General features: G+C 68.5%; 20 protein-coding genes. 7 read left to right on the forward strand and 13 right to left on the reverse strand.

Annotated elements, in window-relative coordinates; genetic code table 11:
- Positions 1–4 precede the first annotated feature (4 nt).
- Entirely contained in the window at positions 5–589 is a 585-nt protein-coding gene (pyrE, locus tag Q0379_RS15670) for an orotate phosphoribosyltransferase (RefSeq protein WP_299010762.1), read from the reverse strand.
- 80 nt (positions 590–669) lie between these two features.
- On the opposite strand from pyrE, the gene Q0379_RS15675 reads away from it, so the two are divergent.
- Positions 670–1,077, forward strand: coding sequence for an NUDIX domain-containing protein (locus Q0379_RS15675; RefSeq protein WP_299010764.1), 408 nt, complete (start codon positions 670–672; stop codon positions 1,075–1,077).
- On the opposite strand, the gene Q0379_RS15680 is transcribed toward Q0379_RS15675, so the two are convergent.
- The 3 genes from Q0379_RS15680 to folK form a co-directional block, all read right to left on the reverse strand.
- On the reverse strand, positions 1,074–3,227 hold the full coding sequence (locus Q0379_RS15680; protein WP_299010806.1) for a bifunctional (p)ppGpp synthetase/guanosine-3',5'-bis(diphosphate) 3'-pyrophosphohydrolase: 2,154 nt from the start codon (positions 3,225–3,227) through the stop codon (positions 1,074–1,076). The genes Q0379_RS15675 and Q0379_RS15680 overlap by 4 nt on opposite strands.
- Positions 3,228–3,397: 170 nt before the next feature.
- Positions 3,398–3,757 carry a DNA-directed RNA polymerase subunit omega gene (rpoZ, locus tag Q0379_RS15685; RefSeq protein ID WP_004619634.1) on the reverse strand — a complete coding sequence of 120 codons (360 nt, stop codon included), beginning with the start codon at positions 3,755–3,757 and terminating at the stop codon, positions 3,398–3,400.
- A gap of 112 nt (positions 3,758–3,869) precedes the next feature.
- Positions 3,870–4,382, reverse strand: a complete 513-nt coding sequence (gene folK, locus Q0379_RS15690) for a 2-amino-4-hydroxy-6-hydroxymethyldihydropteridine diphosphokinase (protein WP_299010808.1) — start codon at positions 4,380–4,382, stop codon at positions 3,870–3,872.
- Positions 4,383–4,430: 48 nt separating this feature from the next.
- Here folK and Q0379_RS15695 point away from each other — a divergent pair, with 48 nt between their 5' ends.
- Together Q0379_RS15695 and Q0379_RS15700 are read left to right on the forward strand one after the other, a co-directional pair.
- Entirely contained in the window at positions 4,431–5,027 is a 597-nt protein-coding gene (locus Q0379_RS15695; protein ID WP_299010769.1) for an NYN domain-containing protein, read from the forward strand.
- Between the two features lies 1 nt (position 5,028).
- Positions 5,029–5,706: a uracil-DNA glycosylase gene (locus tag Q0379_RS15700; protein ID WP_299010772.1), complete on the forward strand. Its 678-nt coding sequence runs from the start codon at positions 5,029–5,031 to the stop codon at positions 5,704–5,706.
- Here the strand turns inward: Q0379_RS15700 and Q0379_RS15705 are convergent.
- The 4 genes from Q0379_RS15705 to glpK form a co-directional block, all read right to left on the reverse strand.
- On the reverse strand, positions 5,703–6,563 hold the full coding sequence (locus Q0379_RS15705) for an alpha/beta hydrolase (RefSeq protein WP_299010774.1): 861 nt from the start codon (positions 6,561–6,563) through the stop codon (positions 5,703–5,705). The genes Q0379_RS15700 and Q0379_RS15705 overlap by 4 nt on opposite strands.
- Complete coding sequence (locus Q0379_RS15710) at positions 6,560–7,759, reverse strand: Gfo/Idh/MocA family oxidoreductase (RefSeq protein ID WP_299010810.1); 1,200 nt, start codon at positions 7,757–7,759, stop codon at positions 6,560–6,562. Before Q0379_RS15710 ends, Q0379_RS15705 begins: the two co-directional genes overlap by 4 nt.
- On the reverse strand, positions 7,657–8,709 hold the full coding sequence (locus Q0379_RS15715) for an SMP-30/gluconolactonase/LRE family protein (protein WP_299010777.1): 1,053 nt from the start codon (positions 8,707–8,709) through the stop codon (positions 7,657–7,659). Before Q0379_RS15715 ends, Q0379_RS15710 begins: the two co-directional genes overlap by 103 nt.
- Positions 8,710–8,779: 70 nt before the next feature.
- Positions 8,780–10,270, reverse strand: a complete 1,491-nt coding sequence (gene glpK / locus Q0379_RS15720) for a glycerol kinase GlpK (protein WP_299010780.1) — start codon at positions 10,268–10,270, stop codon at positions 8,780–8,782.
- Between the two features lie 157 nt (positions 10,271–10,427).
- Here glpK and Q0379_RS15725 point away from each other — a divergent pair, with 157 nt between their 5' ends.
- From Q0379_RS15725 to Q0379_RS15735, 3 genes are all read left to right on the forward strand, one after another.
- Entirely contained in the window at positions 10,428–11,513 is a 1,086-nt protein-coding gene (locus Q0379_RS15725; RefSeq protein WP_299010783.1) for a DUF2336 domain-containing protein, read from the forward strand.
- Positions 11,514–11,544: 31 nt separating this feature from the next.
- The gene (locus Q0379_RS15730) at positions 11,545–12,327 is read left to right on the forward strand and encodes an NAD kinase (protein WP_066680920.1); all 783 of its coding nucleotides are present in this window, start codon (positions 11,545–11,547) and stop codon (positions 12,325–12,327) included.
- Between the two features lie 91 nt (positions 12,328–12,418).
- Positions 12,419–12,907 (forward strand): Hpt domain-containing protein, encoded by a 489-nt coding sequence (locus Q0379_RS15735; RefSeq protein ID WP_299010789.1) that lies wholly within the window; start codon positions 12,419–12,421, stop codon positions 12,905–12,907.
- Here Q0379_RS15735 and Q0379_RS15740 read toward each other — a convergent pair.
- From Q0379_RS15740 to folD, 3 genes are read right to left on the reverse strand one after another with little or no spacing between them, the layout of a single operon-like run.
- A complete protein-coding gene (locus Q0379_RS15740; protein ID WP_299010792.1) occupies positions 12,904–14,307 on the reverse strand; it encodes a D-arabinono-1,4-lactone oxidase in 1,404 nt (467 codons plus the stop codon). The two genes, Q0379_RS15735 and Q0379_RS15740, sit on opposite strands and share 4 nt — an antisense overlap.
- A 20-nt stretch (positions 14,308–14,327) precedes the next feature.
- On the reverse strand, positions 14,328–14,687 hold the full coding sequence (locus tag Q0379_RS15745; RefSeq protein ID WP_299010795.1) for a c-type cytochrome: 360 nt from the start codon (positions 14,685–14,687) through the stop codon (positions 14,328–14,330).
- Entirely contained in the window at positions 14,687–15,580 is an 894-nt protein-coding gene (folD, locus tag Q0379_RS15750; protein WP_299010798.1) for a bifunctional methylenetetrahydrofolate dehydrogenase/methenyltetrahydrofolate cyclohydrolase FolD, read from the reverse strand. Before folD ends, Q0379_RS15745 begins: the two co-directional genes overlap by 1 nt.
- Before the next feature lie 102 nt (positions 15,581–15,682).
- Between folD and Q0379_RS15755 the strand changes: the two genes are divergently transcribed.
- Positions 15,683–17,206, forward strand: coding sequence for an aldehyde dehydrogenase family protein (locus Q0379_RS15755; protein ID WP_299010800.1), 1,524 nt, complete (start codon positions 15,683–15,685; stop codon positions 17,204–17,206).
- A 194-nt stretch (positions 17,207–17,400) separates the two neighbouring features.
- On the opposite strand, the gene Q0379_RS15760 is transcribed toward Q0379_RS15755, so the two are convergent.
- Together Q0379_RS15760 and Q0379_RS15765 are read right to left on the reverse strand one after the other, a co-directional pair.
- Positions 17,401–17,604, reverse strand: a complete 204-nt coding sequence (locus tag Q0379_RS15760; protein WP_299010815.1) for a hypothetical protein — start codon at positions 17,602–17,604, stop codon at positions 17,401–17,403.
- 223 nt (positions 17,605–17,827) lie between these two features.
- Positions 17,828–18,557, reverse strand: a 730-nt coding sequence (locus Q0379_RS15765) for an EcsC family protein (protein WP_299010803.1), incomplete at its 5' end; no start/stop codon positions are given.

Consider the following 18,557-nt stretch of genomic DNA (forward strand, 5'->3'; position numbering starts at 1 on the left):
TGGATCAGCCCTTCAGCCGGCGGCTGCCGGGATCCTCGATCGGGATCGCGGCCAGCTCCGGCGGGAGGGCGTCGGCCGGATAGGCCGGGACTTCCAGGCTGGCCAGGGCGACCAGCGGCACGCCGACATCGGCCTTGCCGCCCGAGCGGTCGACGATGCAGGCGGCGGCCACGATGTCGCCGCCGGCGTCCTTGATCGCCTGGATGCATTCGCGCGACGACAGGCCCGTCGTAACGATGTCCTCGACCATCACGACCTTCTGGCCGGGCTCGATGTGGAAGCCGCGGCGGAACTTGAAGCTGCCGCCCTCGCGCTCGACATAGATCGACGGCACGTTCAGGTGCCGCGCGGTCTCGTAACCGGGGATGATGCCGCCAACGGCCGGCGAGACGGCGACGTCGACCTGGCCGACGGTGGCGATGATCTTCTGGGCCAGGGCCTTGCAGAGGCGCTCGCAGCGCTCGGGCCGCATGAACACCAGGTTCTTCTGCAGGAAGACGGGGCTGTGCAGGCCGCTGGACAGCACGAAGTGGCCTTCGCGCAGGGCGCCGGCGGCGCGGAATTCGTCGAGGACGTCGTCGTTGGTCATGGGCCGTCGATATAGCCCAGCCGGCCGAGTCTACAAACGCTGGCTTGCGGAGCGATGCGGTTTGAGGCTCTACCGCCTGCATGACCGAAGATATCCAACGCCCGCGCGTCGGCTGCGGCGCCGCCATCCTCGACGACCAGGGCCGCCTGCTGCTGGTCAAGCGCGTCAAGAATCCGGAGGCCGACCATTGGGGCGTGCCGGGAGGCAAGCTCGACTGGGGCGAGGCCGCCCACGTCTGCGCCGAGCGCGAGACCTACGAAGAGCTCGGGATCACCCTTAAGGCCGGCAAGGTCCTGGCGGTCACCGACATGGTCGCGCCGGACTACCACTGGGTGGCCATCACCTATGCCGTCGCGAGCTGGGAAGGCGAGCCGTCGATCCAGGAGGCCCACGCCCTCCACGAATGGGGCTGGTTTTCGCTCGACGCCCTGCCCTCGCCGATGACGGCGGGCGCTCTCGACGCCGTGGCGGCTTTGCGGAAAGCCTAGCCGCGCGTCCGATCCACCGTCTCGACCGACGGGCAGGCCCGCAGCGCGGCCTGGATATTGGTCAGGTGCTTGGCGTCGCGGACCTCGACGTCGATGTCGGTGTCGAAGAAGTCGCTCTGACGGTGGTGCATGCGCAGATTGACGATGTTGCCGCCAGCCTCACCGATGATCGTGCAGACCTGGCCCAGCACGCCCGGCGCATTCTGGATCGTCGCATGCAGGCGCGTCATCGAGATCGTCGAGCGCTCGGCCTCCGGCGTCCAGTTCAGGTCGCGCCACAGCTCCTCGCGATCCTCATATTCGGCCAGGCGCGGGCAGTCGATCGTGTGGACGTCCAGACCTTCTCCGTCCTCGCGCAGGATGCCGACGATGCGGTCGCCGGGCACGGGACTGCAGCAGTGGGCGAAGTGCAGCGAGACCCCCGGCGTCAGCCCCCCGCCGCGCACATAGAGCCGCGCGGCCTCCTGGCCGCCCTCAATCTTCCGGCGGGCCGTGGCGGCCTCACGCTCGGAGTCCTTCATGCCCGGATAGGCCGTTTCCAGCACCTGGCTGGGAGAAACCCGGCCGCGTCCGACGGCGTCGAACAGAGCCTCGTCGCCCTCCAGAGCAAAGCGTTCCAGGATCGGCCGCAGCGACACGTCCTTCAGCTTCTTGCCGGCGCGCTCGAAGACCTGCTCCAGCGAGGCCCGGCCCAGACGCAGGAACTCTTCCTTCTCGGTCTGGCGGATATGGCGCCGAATGGCGGACCTAGCCCGGCCCGTGACCGTCAGCGAACGCCAGTCTGGCGGCACCACCGGCTTGGAGCCCCGCACCACCTCGACCACGTCGCCATTGACCAGGGGCGTGCGCAGCGGCTTCAGCTCGCCGTTGATCTTCACGCCGATGCAGGTGTCGCCGACGCTGGTGTGGACCGCGTAGGCGAAGTCTAGCGGCATGGCCCCGCGCGGCAGGCTGACCAGCTTGCCCTTAGGCGTAAAGACGAACACCTGGTCGAGGAACATTTCGAGCTTGGCGTGCTCGACCAGTTCCTCGCTGTCGCCGCCGTGCTCCAGCACCTGGACCAGCTGGCGCAGGTTGGCCAGCGGGTCGCGACCGCCGGCGGCCTCCATGCCTTCCAGGTCGAGACCGTAAGAGGCGTCCTTGTAGCGGAAGTGGGCGGCGACGCCCTCTTCGTTGACACGGTCCATGGCCTCGGTGCGGATCTGCATCTCGATGCGCATGCCGCGCGGGCCGACCACGGTGGTGTGCAGCGAGCGGTAGTTGTTCCGCTTCGGCGTCGAGATGTAGTCCTTGAACCGGTCGGGCACGCTGGACCAGGCCCGGTGCACGACGCCCAGCGCCCGGTAGCAGTCCTCCTCGCTGTCGACGATCACGCGGAAGGCGTAGATGTCCGACATCTGGGAGAAGCCGATCGACTTGCGCTGCAGCTTCCGCCAGATCGAATAGGGCGACTTCTCGCGGCCGAAGACGCGCGACGGCAGGTTGGCCGACTCCAGCCGAGCCGCGATTTCCTGGCTGACCAGAGCCACCGCACCGCCCTGCTCTTCGCGGAGCGCGTCCAGGCGGCGCAGGATGGCGTCTCGCGCGACGGGATTGGTGTGCTGGAAGGACAGCTCCTCCAGCTCCACGCAGATGCGGTGACAGCCGATGTTGCGGGCCAGCGGCGCGTAGATGTCGCGCGTCTCGCGGGCGATGCGCTCGCGCTTGGCCTGGTTCTTGATGAAATGCAGCGTCCGCATGTTGTGCAGACGGTCGGCCAGCTTGACCAGCAGGACGCGCACGTCCTTGGAGATCGCCAGGATGAACTTGCGCAGGTTTTCCGCCTGGCGCGTGTGCTCGGCCTGGAGTTCCAGCTTGGAGAGCTTGGTGACGCCTTCGACTAGCTCGGCGATCTCCTCGCCGAACAGCTGGGCGATCTCCTCCTTGGTGACCGGTGTGTCCTCGATCACGTCGTGCAGCAGCGCCGTGACGATGGTCGCGGTGTCGAGCCGGTACTCGGTGAGGATGCCCGCCACCTCGATCGGGTGGGCGTAGTAGGGGTCGCCGCTGGCCCGGGTCTGCGAGCCGTGCATGCGCATCGCATACACATAGGCGCGGTTCAGCAGCGCCTCATTGGCCGTCGGGTCGTAGGCGTGGACCCGCTCGATCAGCTCATATTGGCGAAGGAACTTGGGGCGCGGCTTGGCTGGAGCGGCCGGCGCGGGAGTCGGCTCGGCGGGGGCCGGAGACGACGACGCGCCCGATTCGGTATCGGGCGCGCGTTGGGATGAAGCGGTGCTATCGACCGCTTCCAGGGTCAGAGGGTCTGCGCCTTCGGGGCTCAGTACCGCTCCTCCTGGCCGCCGTCGCGGTCGCTTTGCAGGGCGCGGACCAGTTCCAGCTCGCTCATCTGCATGTGGCTCGGATCAGCCAGCAGGGCCAGGGTCTCGGCCTCTTCCTCGGCTTCGGTGTGCTCGTCGACGCGCTGCAGCGTGGTGATCAGGTGCTCCTTGAGCCCCTCGTGATCGATCACGTCGTCGGCGATTTCGCGCAGGGCCACGACCGGGTTCTTGTCGTTGTCGCGGTCGACCATCAGGGCCGCGCCGGCCGAGATGCCGCGAGCGCGGTGCGCCGACAGCAGGACGAGCGCGAAGCGGTTCGGAACCTTCTCGACGCAATCTTCGACGGTGACGCGGGCCATGAGTTCCTCGGGCTGCGGTTATCTATCGCAAAATAGGCTTCCGTACGGCGACACGCAACGCCGCGCACGATCATCAGCTTTCGCGAGCGGGCGCTTATGCCCGCTTCGCCGGTCAATGTCCAGACCTAGTCTGCTCGCCCGAAGCGCCTTCTGGCCGCGCGTCTCGGCCGACTGAAGCCTTGTCCGCCAAGGCCGAAGCCGTCTGCGCGAGGATCGGATGGACCCAGGCCGGCGCCAGCTCGGCCAACGGCCCCATGACGAACAGCCGATCATGCGCCCTGGGGTGGGGCACGATCAGATCGCCGTCCAGAACGGTTCGACCATGCGCCACCAGATCAAGGTCCAGGGTGCGGGCGGCGTTGGCCTCTCCCCTCGCCCGGCCAAAGCGCGCCTCGATCCGATGCAGCGCCGCCAGCGCTTCGGCGGGCGGCAAGGCCGTTCGCACGAGCGCCACGCCGTTCAGGTACTCGGGCCCATCGGGGTCGGGCCAGGCGGCCGAACGCCACCAGCCGGATCGGGCGATCACCTCCAAGCCCTCCGATGGCAAAGCGGCCACGGCGGCTTCCAACAAGGCCTCGCGACTCGTATAGGCTCCCGGCAGATTGCAGCCGAGCGCCACGATCACGGCCTCGTCCAAGTCATTTTCAGCGACCTGATTTTTCAAGGATTTCCCGTGACCTTCTATCCGACCGACCGCATCGCCCTGTTCATCGACGGGGCCAATCTCTATTCCGCCGCCAAGGCGCTGGGCTTCGACATCGACTACCGCAAGCTGCTGGACGAGTTCAGAAAGCGCGGCGTCCTGATCCGGGCCTATTACTACACCGCCATCGCCGAGAATGACGACTATTCGCCGATCCGACCGCTGGTGGACTGGCTGGACTACAACGGCTTCACCCTTGTCACGAAGCCGGCCCGCGAGTTCATCGACGCCCAGGGCCGCAAGCGCTGGCGCGGCGACATGGACATAGAGATCGCCGTCGACATGCTGCAGATGGCCGAGACCGCCGACCACCTGGTGCTGTTCTCCGGCGACGGCGACTTCCGCGCCCTGGTCGAAGCCGTTCAGCGCAAGGGCCGCCGCGTCACCGTCGTCTCGACGATGAAGAGCCAGCCGCCAATGACCAGCGATGACCTGCGTCGCCAGGCCGACAACTTCGTGGACCTGGCCGATCTTGGAAACATCATCGGCCGTCCCCAGCGCGTCCAGACACGCCAGATGTCGGACAACCGCACCCCGGCCGAGCGTGAAGCCGAGGACGAATACTGAGATGCCCCAGCCCTCCAACATCGTTGGCGAGGTCGTGCCGAACCCCGCCGAGCCGCCGCGCGACTGCCCGCTCTGCCCCCGCCTCGTCGCCTATCGTCGCGAGAACCAGGAGCTTTATCCCGACTGGTTCAACGGCCCCGCCCCGTCGTTCGGCGACAAGGACGCACGACTGCTGGTCGTGGGTCTTGCGCCCGGCCGGAAAGGCGCCAACCGCACCGGCCGTCCGTTCACCGGCGACTACGCCGGGACCCTGCTCTATGACACCCTGATCAAGTTCGGCTTCGCCACCGGCAAGTTCGAAGCGCGACCCGATGACTCGCTGAAGCTGGTCGGCAGCGCCGTGACCAACGCCGTCCGCTGCGCCCCGCCCGGCAACAAGCCCGAGACCTCGGAAGAGAACAACTGTCGCCCGTTCCTGACGACGCGGCTGGAGATGTTCCCGAACCTGAAGGCGATCGTCACCCTGGGCGACGTCTCGCGCCGGAACGTGCTGAAGGCGCTTGGCCTAAAAGCATCCGCCGGCGTTCCAGGCCATGGCTCGGAGTTCCAGGCGGGCCCGTATCGGATCTTCAACAGCTATCACTGCTCACGGCTCAACACGAACACGGGCCGCCTGACGACGCCGATGTTCGAGGAGCTGTTCGCGCGGGTGAAGGCCTACCTGGACGAAGCCGCCTAGCGCGCTTCAGGCAGGCTCTGGCGCGGTTTCATCCACCCATTGTCGTTCAGCCAGTCGACCAGCAGGTTCGGCCAGTGCTTGAACGAGGCCTGCTCCTTGCGTAGGCCCATGTTGAAGGCGTGGCCGCCGGCCTGGAAAAGGTGCAGCTCGACTGGAACCTTGGCGGCGCGGAACTTGGGCAGCAGATCGACAAGCGGCGCTGAGCAGCATTCGTCGTCATTGGCCGCGACCATGAAGGCCGGAGGGGTGTCGGCTGGCACCTTGTCCGGCACGCCCAGCGGCCCCGGATAGACCAGCACCTGGAAGTCGGGCCGAGCGCTGACCTGATCGATCGCGTCGACCTTCGGATCGGTCGCCTTGGCGCCCTGGTAAATCTCGAGGTTCGCCGTCTCGCCGCCAGCCGAGAAGCCCATCAGCCCGATCCGCTTGGGATCGATCCCGTAGTCGGCGGCGTGGGCGCGCACCCAGCGCACGCCGCGCACCGCGTCCTGGCGCGCGTTCTCGATGGAGTAAGGAGAGCCCTCCTCGCGGAACAGCCGATACTTGATAATGAAGACGGCCACGCCCGCGGGGTTCAACACCTTGGCGACGTCCGTGCCTTCGGAGCGAATGACCAGGATCTTGTGACCGCCGCCCGGCAGCACGACCAGGGCCGCACCCGTAGCGATCTCCTTGGGCGGCAGGTAGACGGTGACCGAAGGGTTGTTGATGCTCCTCAGCCAGTAGTCGCCTGGAACCTCCGGCATGTCCTTGCGGCTCTCGAAGCCCGGCGCGCCGTTGGCCCACAGCGGGATCTGCTGCTGGGCCAAGGCCGCGCCTGGCGCCAGCAGCGCCGCCGCCAGGACCAGCCCCTTCACAGCTTCACCGTGCGGCCCTCGCGGGCGGCGCGGTAGATGGCCTCGATAATGCGAACGTCCTTCAGCCCCTCCTCGCCCCCGACGATCGGCTCGCGGTTGGTCAGGATGCATTCGGACAGGTGGTCCAGCTGGGCCGAGAACTGGTTCTTGGGCTGCGGGGCCGGCTCGCGCAGCGTGGGCGGGCCGCCCAGCGCGGTCCGCATCGTCTGGCCCTGGTAGGGGGTGGCCGGATCGAGCTCGATGAAACCCTTCGGTCCGCTGACTCGATAGCGGTTGAAATTGGCGGTGTAGGCCGAGCCGCACTGAGCCGTCGCGCCCGACGGGAACAGGAGCTGGAAGTTGATGATGTCTTCCACCTCCTTGAACCGCGGGTTCGAGCGGTCCGTGGACTCGATGGCGTTGATCGCGATCGGCTCCTCCCCCGTCAGGTAGCGGGCGGCGTTCAGGCTGTAGATGCCGATGTCCATCAGGCTGCCGCCGCCCGAAAGCGCCTTTTTCAGCCGCCACTGGGTCGGATCGCCGATCGTGAAGCCATGGTCGGTCGAGATGTGCCGCACCGGGCCAACCGCCCCGTCGCGGATCAGCTTGATGGCCTCGATATTGTGCGCCTGGAAGCGGCTGCGATAGCCGATCATCAGCTTGCGCCCGGCCTTCTTGCAGGCGGCGATCATCGCCTCGCAGTCGGCAGACGACGTCGCCATCGGCTTCTCGCACATGACGTGCTTGCCGGCCTTGGCCGCGCGCTCGGTGAAGGTGCGGTGCAGGCTGTTGGGGGTGATGACGTAGACGATGTCGACGTCCGGATTGTCGACGATCTTGTCGAAGGTCTCGTAGCTGTAGCGGTGGCTCTCGGGGATGCCGTACTGCTCGCCGAACGTCTTGAGCTTCTCGGGCGTGCCGCTGACCAGAGCGACAAGCTTGGAGTGCTCGCACTCGGCGAAGCGCGGCATGATGATCTTGGTGGCGTAGTAGCCCAGACCCAGGATCGCGTAGCCGAGCTTACGGTCGGACTGGCGGGCCAGGGCGTCCAGAGGACCGGCCGCGGCGGCCAGCGCCAGGCCCGAAGCGACAAAGGCTCGCTTGCTGATCGTGCTCATCGCTTCGCTCCCGTGAGGCCCGACGTCAGGGTGCGAACCCGCGCCAGGACGTGATTGGACGTCAGGAACAGCGTGTGGCCGTCCTCGCCGAACGTGCAGTTGGCGGTCGGGAAGCCGGTCTCGATCACGCCGAGAAGCTTGGCCTCCGGTGTCAGGATCAGGACCCCGCCCGGGCCGGTCGCGAACAGCCGCCCGTGGGCGTCCACCCGCATCCCGTCGGGCAGGCCAGGGCCGCCCGCCTTCTGCAGCTCGCTCGCGTCGAAGAAGACCTTTCGCGACAGCGGCAGTCCATCGCGACCAAGGTCGTAGGCCATGATGACCGGCCCCTTGGGATCGGACACGGCGACGTACAGACGCTTCTCGTCTGGCGACAGAGCCACCCCGTTCGGGAAGGTCAGCTTGTCATCGACCAGCGCCACCTCGCCGTTCGGCCTGCGCAGATAGACGCCGTTGAACGGCAGCTCCTTGACCGGCGAGGCGTCCAGGCCCTCAAGGCCGTAAGGCGGATCGGTGAAATAGATCGAACCTTTCAGGTCGCCCAGCCGCGCGACGATCAGGTCGTTTGGGCTGTTGAGCCGCTTGCCCTGGAAGCGGTCGGCCAACACCGTCTTGGCCTTGGTCTTCAGATCGACCTTGGAGACGGCGCGGTTGCCGTGATCGCAGACCAGCAGCTCGCCGGTCAGCGACAGGGTCATGCCGTTGGTCCCTGGCTCCCGGAAGACCTTGGTCGGCGGGCCGGCATAGCCTGAAGGCTGCAGGAAGACGGTCTTCCCGTCCTTCTCGCTCCACCGGTACATGACGTTGCCGGGGACGTCGGAGAACAGCAGATAACGGCCGTCGGGAATCCAGACGGGCCCCTCCGCCCAGGTGATCCCGTCGGCCAACTGCTCGATCACGGCGTCCGGCGCGATGATCGAATCCAGCTCCGGCGATAGTCGGCGTATCTGGCCGATCCGAGGGAAAGCCCGCGCAGCGGCGTCTGCGGTCATCGATCGTCCTCCGGCGATCAGGGCGGCTCCGGCGGCGAGCATGGCGCGTCGGGTCGTCATGGTGGCGGTCTCCGCTTCTTGTTTCGCCGCCTAGAGACCATGACAGCGATGTCACGGCAACGGCGAAACGTCAGGACCGAACGCGTGGCACGGCGTCCAGCCAACGCGCATAGGCCGCCTCGCGTTCATGCTCCTTCAGCACGGGCTTGAGCGTCTCGGCGGCGGGGCTGACCTCGGCCGCTTCCTCGACACTGGCGTAGAGGCCCGCCCCAACCGCGGCGAACAGGGCCGCGCCCAGCGCCGTCGTCTCCTGGTAGCTCGACCGGCGCACCGAGACGCCCGTCAGGTCGGCCAGGCGCTGCGAGAACCACGCGCTCCTGGACATGCCGCCGTCGATGCGCAGCTGCGCCGCTTCGCCGAACGCGCTCGGCGCGTCGGCGCGCATCGCCTCGATCAGGTCGCGGCTCTGCAAGGCGCAGGCGTCATAGGTCGCCGCGGCGATCTCCGGCAGGCCGGCGTCGCGCGTCAGGCCGAAGATCGCGCCGCGCGCGCCGGCGTCCCACCAGGGCGCGCCGAGGCCCGTAAAAGCCGGCACGACCACGACGCCGTGATCGCTCTTGGCGGCGCGCGCCAGGGCCTCGGCGCCGCGCGGCCCGCCAGTGACGCCGAGGCCCTCGCCCAGCCACTGGATCGCCGCCCCAGCGACGAAGATCGAGCCCTCCAGCGCATAGGTCGTCTTGCCGTTCACCCGCGCCGCCACCGTGGTCAGCAGCCGCGAGCGCGACACGCACTTCTCCTCGCCGGTGTTGATCAGCATGAAGCAGCCGGTGCCGTAGGTCGCCTTCATCTGACCAGGCGAGACGCACCCCTGCCCCATCAGCGCCGCCTGCTGGTCGCCAGCCACGCCGCGGATCGGGATCGGTCGCTCCAGGACGTCGTGCTCAAGGACGCCGTAGTCGTCGACGCAGTCCAGCACTCTGGGCAGCAGCCTCTCCGGCACGTTGAACAGCTCGAGCATCTCGGCCGACCAATCCTGAGCGGCGATGTCGAACAACAGGGTGCGCGAGGCGTTGGTGGCGTCGGTGGCGTGGACCCTTCCGCCGGTCAGCCGCCAGATCACCCAGCAATCCATGGTGCCGCACAGCAGCTCGCCCGCCTCGGCCCGAGCTCGCGCGCCAGGGACGTGGTCCAGCAGCCAGGCGATCTTGGTGGCCGAAAAGTAAGGATCGAGCAGCAACCCAGTGACCTCGGCCACCCGCGGCTCGCGCCCTTCGGCCTTCAGTTTGGCGCACACGTCGGCGGTGCGTCGGTCCTGCCAGACGATCGCCGGATGGATCGGACGGCCCGTGTGGCGGTCCCAGACCACGACCGTCTCGCGCTGATTGGTGACGCCGATCGCGGCGATGTCCGCCGCCCGTCCCGAGGCCTCGGCGGCCTCGCGCATCACGGCCACGCAGGCGGCGTAGATTTCCTCGGCGTCGTGCTCGACCCAGCCGTCGTGCGGATAATCCTGACGGAGCGGTCGCGAGGCCTCGGCCAAAGCCCGCCCTTCGTGGTCGAACAGAATGGCGCGCGTGCTGGTCGTGCCCTGGTCCAGAGCCAGGATCAGGTCTTGCGCCATTCGACGTCCTCCCTCGTAAGCGGCCGCCGGTCACGATTCACGCCGGCGCCAGACATCGCCTTTAAGCATGTTTTCATTTGGCCTCCGCAAGGTCATCCTTGAAGCGCCTAAGGATTCGAGGAGTCGGGCCATTCCAGCCGTCGAGATCTCCGCGCTAATGACGCTGGCTCGCAGTCGCGAGCCGGGAGACCGCGAGCGTCTGCTCACCGGTATCATCGACCTGTGCGAAGCAGGCCGCGCCAAGGGCGAGCCGACCCATCCCGACGTACAGGCCCTGCTGAATTCGATCTTCATGACCCTCGTGGTCGAGGCCGAACGTGATATCCGCCATCGCCTGTCGGAGCGTCTGGCTGACGCTGATTGGGCGCCGTCGGCGCTGATCAACATCATGGCGCTGGACGAGATTGAGATCGCCCGCCCGATCATCGCCCGCAGCCCTGTGCTCAACGACCACGATCTGGTCCGTCTGCTGGTCCAGGCGACGCTGGAGCACCAGATCGAGATCGCCCGTCGCCCTCGCCTGTCGCCGCCGGTGGTCGACGCGATCATCGAGCGTGACGAGCCGGCCGTCCTGACCGCCCTGGCGGCCAACGAGACCGCGGAAATCTCCGACCAGGCCATGCAGCGCCTCGTTGACCGCTCGCGTGACGTCGTGGCTTTGCGCTCGCCGTTGGCCCGGCACCCGCGCATGTCCAGCAACTTGGCCGAGCAGCTCTATGTGCTGGTCGGCCACGCCCTGCGCGAGGCCCTTGCCTCCCGCTTCAACCTCGACACCGCCCGCATGCAGGGGGCGCTGGATGAGGCGCTGCGCGCCGCCCATCGCGGCGAGACCGCAATCGAGATCGGCCCCATCGAGCAAGACGAGGACCGCGAGGACATGGAGCGCTCGCTGATCGAGAAGCTCGACTCGGCGGGTCAGCTCCGACCTGGCTACCTGCTGCGGGTGTTGCGCGAAGGACGGCTGCAGCTGTTCATCATGGCCCTGGCGCGTCTGGGGGACTTCGAGCCGCCGCAGATCCGCCGGGCCATCGACAGCGCCAAGCCCGAGCTGCTGGCCCTCGCCTGCTCGGCCGTCGGCATCGATCGCAGCGTGTTCCCGACGATCCTGGAGCACGTCCGCCAACTGAATGGCGGCCGTCCGGGCGGCGGCGACGAGGGCCTGCGGCGCGCCGGCAGCGCCTTTGGCCCGTTCACGCCGGATATCGCCGGCATGGCCTTCCGCCAGGCCGTCGGCGCGGTTTGACAACCGCCTGGGCTTGCCGCCTCTTGGCGCCATGTACCAGCCGCAACCTTTCGTGACTCGCCTGGCGTTCAAGTCCAGCGACCGGCCCGAAGCGCAAGAGGCCCGCGAGCGGCTGGTCGCGCGTTACGGCGACGTCGGCGAGGACAATGCGCAAGTCATCGTCGCCCTGGGCGGCGACGGCTTCATGCTGGAGACGCTGCACGAGGCCATCGCCTCCCAGACCCCGATCTACGGCATGAACCGCGGCTCGGTCGGCTTCCTGATGAACGAGTACAGCGAGGACGGCCTGCTGGAGCGGATTAACGCCGCCGAGCGGGCGGTCATCCATCCGCTGGCCATGGTGGCGATCGATTCGCGCCGGACCCAGCATCGCGCCCTGGCGATCAACGAGGTCTCGCTGCTGCGCCAGACCCGCCAGACCGCCAAGCTGCGCATCTCGATCGATGGCAAGGTGCGGATGGGCGAGCTGGTCTGCGACGGCGCCCTGCTGGCGACGCCGGCCGGCTCGACCGCCTACAATCTTTCGGCGCATGGCCCGATCATCCCGATCGACGGCCACGTGCTGGCCCTGACGCCGATCAGCGCCTTCCGTCCCCGGCGCTGGCGTGGGGCCCTGCTGCCGCAGTCGGCTCGCGTTACGTTCGAGATCCTGGAGGCCGACAAGCGCCCCGTCAGTGCCGTCGCGGATAACTTCGAGGTGCGGGATGTCATGGAGGTCCACATCTCCGAAGACCGCGGCACCTCGCTATCCATGCTGTTCGACGCTGGCCGCAGCCTTGAGGAACGCGTCCTGGCCGAGCAGTTCTCGGCCTGAGACGTTGGGTCGCACGGTAGGTGCGGTCTCACTCAATGTTAACGCCTGCTATGTTAGCGTCACTTAAGTATCCGCCGCTGGGGAGGCGATCGTGACGAACAAGACCACCGCCGAGGTGATCCAGGTGCCGAACATGCTCAAGCTCAAGGTGGGCGGGCGCGGCGGCATCGACATGGCCGCGATCGCCAAGGCCGAGGCCGCGCTGAAAAGCCTTTCCGGCAACTTCGCCCAATGGCTGGACGACGAGATCGTCAAGCTGGAAGCCGCGCGCCAGGCGGTCCGCACCGAGGGCCTCAACGCCGAGACGGTCGAGACCCTGTACCTTCGCGCTCACGACCTGAAGGGCCTGGGCGCCACCTACGAGTTCCCGCTGATCACCCGCCTGTCGGCTTCGCTGTGCAAGCTGATCGACGATCCGGCGACGCGGCTCTCCGCGCCAATGTTCCTGGTCGACGCCCACATCGACGCGATCAAGGCCTGCGTCCGCGACGACATCCGGGTCGACACCCACCCGGTCGGCCGACCGCTCGTCACCGAGCTGGAAGCGCGCGTCGCCGAGTACCTGGGCTCCGCCGCTTAGGTCAGGCCGAACAGGCCCTTCAGATACGGATTGAGCATCCGCCCCTCCGGATCCAGGTCCTGGCGCACGGTCAGGAAATCGTTCCAGCGCGGATACAGCGCCTGCAACTGCTGCCCCCGCAGCGTATGCAGCTTGCCCCAATGCGGCCGCCCCTCGTAACGGCGGAAGATCGGCTCGACCAGGCTGTAGAGGAAGCTGAAGTCGTCACGGTAGCAGGCGTGCACCGCCACCGAACCGCGCGGCGCGCCCTGGAATGGCGAGAGCCAAGCGTCGTCGGACGCGATCCGCCGCGCCTCGATCGGAAAGAAGACGTCGGGCCGCTCCTTCTCGAGGGTCCGGACGACCTCTTCCAGCGCCTTCAGCTGGTTCTCGACCGGCAGGTGGAATTCCATCTCGTTGAAGCGCACCGGCCGCTCGGTCGACAGCAGCTTCCAGCCCTCGTCGACGGCGGTCTCGGGCTTGGCGGTCGACAGCAGCGCCTTGGCGGCGGCCTTGCGCACCGGGGTTGCGAAGCCCAGCAGGTTGCGGAGCCCCTTCAGCGCCTCGAGGAACTCGGTGTCCTGGTCGGGACCGCGCGGCAGGGCCGGATCGTCGGTCTCGTCGTGGCTGATGTTGGCCGCCAGACCCGTGAACGGCACGGCGTAGAACTCGAAGTTGCGGTGCTGGGCCCAGCGGGCCTCGGCGTTGGCCAGCGCCTCCTCGAACGGCTCCAGCCAGACGCGGCGGCGCAGCCGGCGGTTGGCGCTCGTTCTGATCCGCACCTGGCTGATCACGCCCAGCGAGCCCAGCGAGACGCGAGCGGCCTGGAAGATCTCCGGGTTGTTCTCGGCGTCGGCGTCGATCACCTGGCCCGAAGGGGTGACCAGACGCAGGCCCGTGACGTCACCGTGCAGCGCCGGGATCTTGGCCCCCGTGCCGTGGGTCGCCGTGCCGAGCGCCCCGCCCAGCGACTGCTTGTTGATGTCGGGCAGGTTCGGGAGCGCCCGGCCCTTCTCGGCCAGCATCGGCCCCAGGGCGCCCAGCCGCGTGCCCGTGCGGACGATCGCCGCGTCGCCCTCCCAGCCGACGATGCCGGCCATGGCGTCCAGCGAAACCAGCGTGCCGGTCGTCGGCGCCAGGGCGGTGAAGGAGTGGCCCGCGCCCACGGGCCTGATCGGTCCCTGCGCGGTCTTCAGCGCCAGGGCCAGCTCGCCCTCGTCCTTGGGCGCCAGGCGAGCGGCGGGATAGGCGTTCTGGATGCCCGACCAGTTGCGCCACAGCAGCTTGCCGTCGGCGTTGACGGAGGGCGGCGAAGGCGGTTCGGGCTTGTCTCCGGTGGCGACCTTGTAGGCGGCCGCGCCGCCCGCGACCACAGCAACACCCGTTCCGCCCGCGATCAGGGCCCCACGCCTTGAGATCATGTTTCCGCCCGCTCTTATTGTTACTTCGCGGAGTCTTCGCGCCCCGCCATGAACCGTATCAGGGCCTTGAAATCGTCCGGCGTGCAAGTGGCGCATTGGCCGGTCGCCGGCATGGCGTTGAAGCCCTGGATGGCGTGGTCCAGCAGCACGGCCTCGCCCTGCTTCCAGCGCGGATCCCAGGCGGCGCGGTCATGGACCAGCGGCGCACCCGTGCCGGGAACGGCGTGGCAGGCGTGGCACGAGGTCTCGTAGAGGCCCGCCAGCCGGGCGTCGGCCGGACGCAGCGCCAGGGCCTGCTCGGGCGTGGGCGGCGGCGGAGGCTTGGCGCCGCAGGCCGCGAGGATAAGAGCGGAGGCGGCGAGAAAAGCCAGCCGCCTCATCAAGCGATCCCCGACAGGCGCTTGGCCGCCGTCAGCGTGTTGGCCAGCAGGCAGGCGATGGTCATCGGTCCGACTCCCCCCGGAACCGGCGTGATCGCGCCGGCGACCTCGCGGACCTCGTCGAAGGCGACGTCGCCGACAAGGCGGGTCTTGCCCGCCGCCGCCGCGGCGGGATCGCGGGCCGGATAGCGGGTGATGCCGACGTCGATCACGGTGGCGCCCGGCTTGATCCAGTCGGCCTTGACCATCTCGGCTCGGCCCACGGCGGCCACGACGATGTCGGCCTGGCGCACGATGCCCGGCAGGTCCTTGGAGCGCGAGTGGGCGATGGTGACGGTGCAGTCGGCGGCCAGCAGCATCTGTGCCATCGGCTTGCCCATCAGGTTCGAGCGGCCGATCACCACGGCGTTCTTGCCCGAGAGGTCGCCCAGCGTGTCCTTCAGCAGCATCATGCAGCCCAGCGGCGTACAGGGCGTCAGGGCCGGCAGGCCGCTGGCCAGGCGGCCGGCGTTGGTCACGGTCAGGCCGTCGACGTCCTTGTCCGGCGACAGCGCCGCCACGACGTCCATCTGGCTGATGTGCGGCGGCACGGGGAACTGGACCAGCACGCCGTGGATCTTCGGATCGGCGTTCAGCTTGGCGACCACGGCCAGCAGCTCGTCCTGCGTGGTCTCGGCCGGCAGGCGATGCGTCTCGGAGTACATGCCGGCCGCTTCGGTCTGCTCGCCCTTGTTGCGGACATAGACCTGACTGGCCGGATCCTCGCCGACCAGCACCACGGCCAGACCCGGCGTCACGCCGTGCTTGGCCTTCAGCTCGGCCACCTCCTCGGCGATCTTGGCCCGCAGATCGGCCGCGAAAGCCTTGCCGTCGATGAGTTTAGCCTGCGCCATGTCGGTTCTCCTGCTTGCAGCGTCCCTAGCCGCTCGTCGCGCGCCGCGCAACGCCGCCGCCAAGGACTTGACCCGAACCCCCGGTGAGCGTTTTCCAGAGCCATGACCCAGTCCTTCCCGACTCCCGCCGCCCACGCTCGCGACCTCCTGGACAAGCTGGGCGTCCCGGCCCGGCCCGCCGACGCCGGCCAGCCCGTGCGCAGCCCGATCGACGGCGCGATCCTGACCCATGTCGCCCTCGACGACGCCCGCCAGATCGAGGCCAAGGTGGCCGCCGCCTGCCGCGCCTTCGACGCCTGGCGCGTCGTCCCCGCCCCGCGCCGGGGCGAGCTGGTTCGCCTGTTCGGCGAGGAGCTGCGCGCGGCCAAGTCGGATTTGGCCGAACTGGTCACCCTGGAGGCCGGCAAGATCGCCTCCGAGGCGGCCGGCGAGGTCCAGGAGATGATCGACATCTGCGACTTCGCCGTCGGCCTGTCGCGCCAGTTGCACGGCCTGACCATCGCCTCCGAGCGCCCCGGCCACGCCATGCGCGAGACCTGGCATCCGTTGGGGCCCGTCGCGGTGATCAGCGCCTTCAACTTCCCGGTCGCCGTCTGGGCCTGGAACGCGTGCCTGGCCCTGGTCTGCGGCGATCCGGTGATCTGGAAGCCGTCCGAGAAGACGCCGCTGACGGCCCTGGCCACCCACGCCATCCTTGAGCGCGCCCTGGCCCGCTTCAGCGACGCGCCCGAGGGCCTGGCGTCGGTGGTCCAAGGCGGCCGCGACGCCGGCGAGCGCCTGGCCCGCGACCCGCGCATCCCGCTGATCAGCGCCACCGGCTCGACCCGCATGGGCAAGGCGGTCGCGCCGCTGGTCGCCGAGCGCTTCGGCCGCTCGATCCTGGAGCTGGGCGGCAACAACGCCATGATCGTCACGCCGTCGGCCGACCCCTCTTTGGCCCTGCGCGCCATCGTCTTCTCGGCCGCCGGCACCGCCGGCCAGCGCTGTACCAGCCTGCGTCGCCTGATCGTCCACGAGAGCCTGGTCGACAAGCTGTCGGACGCCGTCGAGACCGCCTTCCAGCGCCTGCCGGTCGGCGACCCGCGCGAGGCCAAGACCCTGCTCGGTCCCCTGATCGACCGCCAGGCCTATGAGGCCTTTGTCGCCGCCATGGACGCCGTCCGGGCCGAGGGCGGAACCGTCAGCGGCGGCGAGCGTCTGCTGGCCGACCAATGGCCCGACGCCTTCTACGTTCGCCCGGCGCTGGCCCGCCTGCCCGCCCCCGCGCCCTGCATGCAGCGCGAGACCTTCGCGCCGCTGCTGCACGTCGTGCCGTACGCGGACTTCGACGAGGCGGTGGCGATCCAGAACGACGTCCCTCAGGGGCTTTCCTCCTGCGTGATGACCAATGACGTCCGCGAGGCCGAAGCCTTCCTGTCGGCGGCCGGCAGCGACTGCGGCATCGCCAACGTCAACATCGGCCCCTCGGGCGCCGAGATCGGCGGCGCGTTCGGCGGCGAGAAGGAGACCGGCGGCGGCCGCGAGAGCGGCTCCGACAGCTGGAAGCAGTACATGCGCCGCCAGACCGCGACCGTGAACTATTCGGGCGCCCTACCGCTGGCCCAGGGGGTGCGCTTCGATCTGTAGGCGCACGGCTTCGCCGCTTCACGCGATCGCTCGCTGAAGATGGAAAGGGACGCGGAGCGCCGGACGACGTCCGGAAGAAAGAGATAAATACCGTTTCGACGAAGCCCGAACGCTCCGCGCGACCGTTATCCGCCAGCCTCCCGTCGGGTGGCCCTATTCAGGCCTTACCGGGACCTGGAGTTCGCCGTTTCCAGCTACCCCAGCGGTCGGAGAGGACGGGCTTGCAGCCAGACACGCCCTTTTGCCTCCAACCACGCCCACGGCGGGCGGGTGAGCCCAGCAAGCTCAGCCCCGGACCGTCCGAGTATCCCCCTCGAACCTGTCCCCGCTCGATCGCCCCCCGTCGCCGCAAATGGTCGCTGGCCATGCGCCCTTTCCTCGCGACGAGGTGAAGACAGGGTACGACAGGTTCTGAGGTGGAGGATAAGTCGGCGCGAACGCTCGTTCCGTCCATCACCCTCTCCCCTCGGGAGAGGGCGGGGCCCATGCGAAGCATGGGAGGGTGAGGGTTTCAGCCTTGGCCGCAAAAAATACCAGTAAGACAGAGGCTTGCGCGGACTCAGAGCTGGCTTCGCCATCCCCTCACCCTCCCACGCCTACGGCGCGGGTCCCGCCCTCTCCCTAGGGGAGAGGGTGATCTGCGCCCGTACCTTTCGCTGCGTTCGCCCCCTGCTCCGCCCGCATCCGGTACGCCATCACCGCCGCATGCCCCAGCCGCTCCACGAGCCGCCAGTTGACGATCGCCCCCAGCGGCGCGCCGACGATCGGCAGGAACTGGGCCAGTTTCGCGAGATCAATGTGGTCGCGGTACTGCTGCTGGAAGGCGCGCCAGTCGAAGTCGTCGAGGTGGGCCGGATGGGCCTTGGCGTCCCAGTCCTGCATCGCGTCCATCACCCGCGCCCGATGCTCGGCGTCCGAGAACGCCAGCTCGAAGATGTGCAGGATGAACAGACGCTCGCTCAGCGCCGTCCCGTCGTGGCCGAAGATGGCGGCGATCTCGAACAGCAGCTTGATCTTGAAGCTCATCAGCAGCGGGAAGTCGGCCGCCGCCGCCAGGAAGCCCCCGGCCCCGGTCACCCCGCCCTCGACGGCGGCCGTCTTCTTCCAGCCATCGATCGCCAGCGCCGCCCGCGCCCGCCGCTCGTCCAGCGAGAGGCCGATCTGAGGCGCGCCGGTCAGGAAGTCCGAGCCCGTCAGCATGCCCCGCGTCATGCCCTCGATCGCCGTGGTGAGGACGGCGTGGACCTTCTCGGGGATCATCCGGTTGATCCGCCGCTGCGTCGCCCGCGCCAGGCCGTTCAGCGGTCCCGGCGGGCGGAGCATCTCGTCGCGCCAGGCCAGGATGTCGGGG

It is taken from the genome of uncultured Caulobacter sp., from assembly GCF_937900395.1.
In the GTDB taxonomy this organism is placed as follows: domain Bacteria; phylum Pseudomonadota; class Alphaproteobacteria; order Caulobacterales; family Caulobacteraceae; genus Caulobacter.